At 67.5% G+C, this 3,913-nt stretch carries 6 protein-coding genes; 2 read left to right on the top strand and 4 right to left on the bottom strand.

Going from position 1 to position 3,913, the window contains the following annotated elements; all coding sequences use genetic code 11:
* Positions 1 to 578: aminotransferase class I/II-fold pyridoxal phosphate-dependent enzyme (locus tag A5712_RS28275; RefSeq protein WP_156766814.1), on the top strand; the 578-nt coding region annotated here is incomplete at its 5' end.
* On the opposite strand, the gene A5712_RS28270 is transcribed toward A5712_RS28275, so the two are convergent.
* From A5712_RS28270 to A5712_RS28255, 4 genes are read right to left on the bottom strand one after another with little or no spacing between them, the layout of a single operon-like run.
* Positions 547 to 999: an SRPBCC family protein gene (locus A5712_RS28270; protein ID WP_068113334.1), complete on the bottom strand. Its 453-nt coding sequence runs from the start codon at positions 997 to 999 to the stop codon at positions 547 to 549. The genes A5712_RS28275 and A5712_RS28270 overlap by 32 nt on opposite strands.
* Positions 1,000 to 1,002: 3 nt before the next feature.
* Positions 1,003 to 1,458 carry an SRPBCC family protein gene (locus A5712_RS28265; RefSeq protein WP_068113331.1) on the bottom strand — a complete coding sequence of 152 codons (456 nt, stop codon included), beginning with the start codon at positions 1,456 to 1,458 and terminating at the stop codon, positions 1,003 to 1,005.
* A 58-nt stretch (positions 1,459 to 1,516) separates the two neighbouring features.
* Positions 1,517 to 2,596: a CaiB/BaiF CoA-transferase family protein gene (locus tag A5712_RS28260; protein ID WP_068113328.1), complete on the bottom strand. Its 1,080-nt coding sequence runs from the start codon at positions 2,594 to 2,596 to the stop codon at positions 1,517 to 1,519.
* A gap of 5 nt (positions 2,597 to 2,601) precedes the next feature.
* Complete coding sequence (locus A5712_RS28255; RefSeq protein WP_068113325.1) at positions 2,602 to 3,045, bottom strand: SRPBCC family protein; 444 nt, start codon at positions 3,043 to 3,045, stop codon at positions 2,602 to 2,604.
* Between the two features lie 59 nt (positions 3,046 to 3,104).
* Here A5712_RS28255 and A5712_RS28250 point away from each other — a divergent pair.
* The coding region (locus A5712_RS28250; RefSeq protein ID WP_197519519.1) for a thiamine pyrophosphate-binding protein at positions 3,105 to 3,913 on the top strand (809 nt) is incomplete at its 3' end.

Raw genomic sequence — 3,913 nt, 5'->3', positions numbered from 1 at the left:
AGGTGTACGAGCACCTGGTGTTTGACGCCAACCGCCACCTCCCGCTGGCCGGCTTCGACGGCATGGCCGAGCGCACCATCACGATCTCCAGCGCGGCCAAGATGTTCAACTGCACCGGTTGGAAGATCGGGTGGGCCTGCGGCCCAGCGCAACTCATCGCCGGGGTGCGCGCGGCCAAACAGTATCTGAGCTACGTCGGCGGCGCGCCGTTCCAGCCCGCGGTGGCTCTCGCGCTGGACACCGAGGACGCGTGGGTTGCCGAGCTTCGCCGCTCCTTGCAGGGCAGGCGGGACCGGCTGGCCGCCGGGCTGAGCCAGATCGGCTTCGCGGTGCACGACAGCGACGGCACCTACTTCCTGTGCGCCGACCCGCGCCCGCTCGGCTACGACGACAGCACCGGCTTCTGCGCGGCGTTACCGGAGAAGGTCGGCGTGGCCGCCATCCCGATGTCGGCGTTCTGCGACCCGGCGGCACCCCATGCCGACGTGTGGAATCACCTGGTGCGCTTCACGTTCTGCAAACGCGAGGCCACCCTCGACGAGGCAATCAGGCGCCTGGCGGCGCTGCGGGGCCCATAACCCGCTTCCGAAGTCCCTCCAGCGCGGCATGCAGGATCTTCTTGCGGGCCCGGCTGATCACGAACTCGGGCAGCGGCGCCGACGGTTCCACGGTGATGCCGAATCGCACCCGGGTCTTGTCGTCGCCCTCGCGGGTGAGGTTGTACTCACCGTGCTGGCCATGTTGGTGGATCGTCTTTTTGGCGTCCCACACCATCCAGTCCGGGCCCCAGTGGTACTCCAGGAACTGCGTGTCGAAAATGCCCATCACCCTGATCGTCACCTTCACGTGGCACGGTCGCCCGTCCGGATAGGTGTCGATGACCTCGGCCCTCTTGTGCACCGCGGACCACGACGGCACGTTCTCCATGTCGGCGAGCGCATCCATGATGACTTCCGGGCGCGCGTCGATGACGATTTCCGACGATGCTTGTACGGCCACTGGCTAAGTCGCACCGCCCGATCCGCGACCGCCCGCCACCAGCTCGCTCAGCCCCTTCACCGAGGCGTCGAGAACCCGTTCGGTGGCCCGCTTGACGACGAACGCCGGAATGGGCCCCGCCGGCTCGACGGTGATGTCGAAACGCACGCGCGTCTTGTCGAGGCCCTCGGGCTTGAGGTTGTACTCGATGTGCTGGCCGTGCTGCTGCGCGGTGCCCTTGGCGTCATAGACGACCCAGTCGGGGCCCCAGTGGTATTCCAGGATCTCTTTGTCGACCAGACCCAAAATCTTGATCTTGGTCTTGACGTGGTGTGGGAGCCCGTCGGGATAACGGTCGATCACTTCGATGTCTTTGTGCAGCGGCGACCAGGAGGAAAGGACGCCGACGTCTGTCAGCGCCTCCATGACCACTTCCGGCGGCGCGTCGACGACGAATTCCCGTGATGCTTTTACGGCCACTACAGAACAAAGTAACCCCAGCGACCCACACGCGGGTGGGGTTCGCGTAAATCTCTACTTACCAGCCGATTTCGTCGAGCGGAGTGGTTGCCGCGGGCGGCGGCCCGACCGGTCCGGCCGGGGTCCGGGAGAAGCGCGGTGCGGGAGCGGCCTGTTTCACGCCGTGCGCGGTGATCAACGTCGACCTGGCGTTCAGATGCTTGTCGGCGGCCGCCTCATTCCAGGTCAACACCGGGGTGACACACGCGTCGGTGCCGGCGAAGATCTGCGTCCATTCGTCGCGGGTCCGGCTGGCGAAGCGCTTCGCGAAGACGTCGTACATCCGTTGATACGAACCGATGTCGAGCTGGGCAGGCACCTCGTCGGGCGACAGGCCGAGCCCGTCGAGCAGCGCCGCGAAGAACTGCGGCTCGATGGCGCCGACGGCGACGTACTTGCCGTCGGCGGTCTCGTAGCACCGGTAGAACGGGGCGCCGCCGTCGAGCAGGAACGATTCGCGCTCGTCGCGCAGCGAACCGGTCGCCTTCATGGTCCACATCATCTGGGCGAGCAGGCTGACCCCGTCGACCATCGCGGCGTCGACGACCTGGCCCCGGCCCGACCGTTCCCGCTCGTACAACGCGACGGCGATGCCCAGCAGCACCAGCATCGAACCGCCGCCGAAGTCGGCGACCAGGTTCAGGGGCGGCGTCGGCGGCCGGTCCCGATGCCCGAGCGCCGAGAGCGCGCCGGTCTGTGACAGGTAGTTGATGTCGTGGCCCGCCGTGTGTGCCACCGGGCCATGCTGCCCCCAGCCGGTGATGCGCGCGAAGATCAGCCGCGGATTCACGGCCGCGCAGTTTTCGGGTCCGATGCCGAGTCGCTCGCAGGTGCCGGGCCGGAAGCAGTCGAGGAGCACGTCGGCCTTGGCGGCGAGCTCCAGCAGCGCCTGAGGCTGCGACTTGACGTCGAGGTCGACGATCCGCTTCCCGCGGTGCAGCAGGTCGCGGTCTTCCGGCGGCATCGTCAGCCCGCCGGGCCGGCGCACGCGCACCACGTCGGCGCCGAGGTCGGCGAGCATCATCCCGGCGTGCGGCCCCGGCCCGATGCCGCCGAGTTCGATCACCCGCACCCCGGCCAGGGGGCCCTCGCTCGTCACCGCGACTAGTTGCCCTTCTTGATCGCAAGCACCCGCTCGCGCAGGGCCTTGGTCGCGGAATCGATGGTGCCCTTGACGGCCCGTTTGAGCACGAAGCCGGGCAGCGGCACGTTGGGGTCGACGCGGATCTCCATCTTGACGAGGGTCGCGTCTCCCTGAGGAACCAAGGTGTACTTGCCGTCCTGCGACTTCTGCTGGCCCGAGCTGACCAGCGTCCAGCTCACGTCGTTGCCGCTCCAGGTGTAGGCCACCACCTGCTCGTCGGTGATGCCCGCGGTCCTGACCCTCATCTTCACCTTGCTGGGCCGCCCGTCGTCCCCGGTCTCGAGGATCTCCGCGCTCTGGTGTGGGTCCGACCATTCGGGCATCGCTTCGAAGTCGGCGATGACGTCCAGAATCTCCTCGGGGCCGGCTTCGATGACGATGTCGCGGGATTCTTTGATAGCCATGCCCGCACAATAGGCGAAGCGGCGTGTCGGCCGGAACGGTTTGGACCGGGCGTACCGTCGTGCTTGTGACTGATCCCCTCGTCTACACCGTCGGTGACTACCTGCTGGACCGCCTCGCCGAACTCGGTGTCTCCGAGATCTTCGGCGTTCCCGGCGACTACAACCTGGAATTCCTGGACCATATCGTCGCCCATCCGACCATTCGGTGGGTGGGCAGCGCCAACGAACTCAACGCCGGCTACGCGGCCGACGGGTACGGACGGCTGCGCGGAATGTCGGCCGTGGTAACGACATTCGGGGTGGGCGAGCTCTCGGCCACCAACGCGATCGCCGGCAGCTACGCCGAGCACGTGCCCGTCGTGCACATCGTCGGCGGCCCGTCCAAAGACGCCCAGGGCGCCCGCCGCGCGCTGCACCATTCCCTCGGCGACGGCGACTTCGAGCACTTCTTTCGGATCAGCCGCGAAATCACCTGCGCCCAAGCAAATCTCATGCCGGCCACCGCATGCCGCGAGATCGATCGGGTGCTCTCGGAGGTACGCGAGCAAAAACGGCCCGGATACCTGCTGCTGTCCACCGACGTGGCCCGCTTCCCCACCGAACCGCCCGACGCGCCGCTGCCGCGCTACACCGGTGGCACCAGCCCCCGCGCCCTGTCGCTGTTCATCGAGGCCGCGACCCGCCTCATCGGCGATCATCAGCTGACCGTCCTCGCCGACCTGCTGGTGCACCGGCTGCAGGCCGTCAAGGAGCTCGAGGCGTTGCTGGCGGCGGACGTGGTGCCGCACGCCACGTTGATGTGGGGAAAGAGCCTGCTCGACGAGAGCTCCCCGAATTTCCTTGGCATCTACGCCGGTTCGGCCAGCGC

Source organism: Mycobacterium sp. E2327, assembly GCF_001672675.1.
Classification (GTDB): domain Bacteria; phylum Actinomycetota; class Actinomycetes; order Mycobacteriales; family Mycobacteriaceae; genus Mycobacterium.
The sequence above is the reverse complement of the archived record's forward strand: the minus strand, read 5'-3'. Positions and strand labels throughout refer to the sequence as shown.